Raw genomic sequence first — 766 nt, 5'->3', positions numbered from 1 at the left:
ACATCTTCTCCACCTTCGATTTCGATGAAACCGAAACCTTTTTCTGCGTTAAACCATTTTACTGTACCTTCTTGCATGTGTGTATCCTCCTGTGTGGATATTGAATCCACGATTTATTACTATCGTTGCTCAAGTTAGATATCAAAGGCGAAAAGTTTAAAACTTATTCTTTCCTTACAGACCGAACAAAAATAATTCTTCTTAAGACTAACAGATAAACCGATAAAAAGCAAATGCATTCAAAAAACCGCTCAACTCTCTACCATTAAAGGAATATCCAGCTTTGTTGTCGAATGGTTATGTATAAAGGAGATGGACCTATGGATAAAATCGGTTTACTCAAAACATTAAGCAAAGCAAGCCGGGGAAACTTCTTTTCAATCGAACTGCCTGCCCAGTCAAGAGAAGAAGCTGAAACCATCGAAAAAGCGGCAGCAGAATTAGAAAAAGAAGGCAAGATCAAGATCAGGGAATGCACACATAAAGAAGATTCTGTGTACATTCAAGGAATCATGAAATATGCGTTAGCGTAATAGGTGCCAATCTTCCCGGCACCGTTTTTTTTGCATAAAAAAAGGACCCTCAGGGAGAGTCCTTCTTTAAAGCAATTAGATTTTGTTAACGTTAGTCGCTTGAAGTCCGCGTTGACCTTGCTCAGTTTCGAATGAAACTTTTTGACCTTCGTCTAAAGATTTAAATCCTTCGCCTTGGATAGCTGAGAAATGTACGAATACATCTTCTCCACCTTCGATTTCGATGAAACCGA

General features: G+C 38.5%; 3 protein-coding genes. 1 reads left to right on the top strand and 2 read right to left on the bottom strand.

Annotation, left to right across the window (positions count from 1 at the left end):
- Window positions 1–77 (bottom strand): cold-shock protein (locus KYJ26_RS23225; protein WP_219170438.1); only part of this gene is annotated, 77 nt, incomplete at its 3' end.
- A 243-nt stretch (window positions 78–320) separates the two neighbouring features.
- On the opposite strand from KYJ26_RS23225, the gene KYJ26_RS23220 reads away from it, so the two are divergent.
- Window positions 321–533: a hypothetical protein gene (locus KYJ26_RS23220; protein WP_219170433.1), complete on the top strand. Its 213-nt coding sequence runs from the start codon at window positions 321–323 to the stop codon at window positions 531–533.
- 75 nt (window positions 534–608) lie between these two features.
- On the opposite strand, the gene KYJ26_RS23215 is transcribed toward KYJ26_RS23220, so the two are convergent.
- Window positions 609–766 (bottom strand): cold-shock protein (locus KYJ26_RS23215; RefSeq protein WP_219170435.1); only part of this gene is annotated, 158 nt, incomplete at its 5' end.

The organism is Rossellomorea orangium, assembly GCF_019334305.1.
Taxonomy (GTDB): domain Bacteria; phylum Bacillota; class Bacilli; order Bacillales; family Bacillaceae_B; genus Rossellomorea.
Note: the sequence above shows the minus strand (reverse complement) of the source record. Positions and strands in the feature narration are given on the sequence as shown.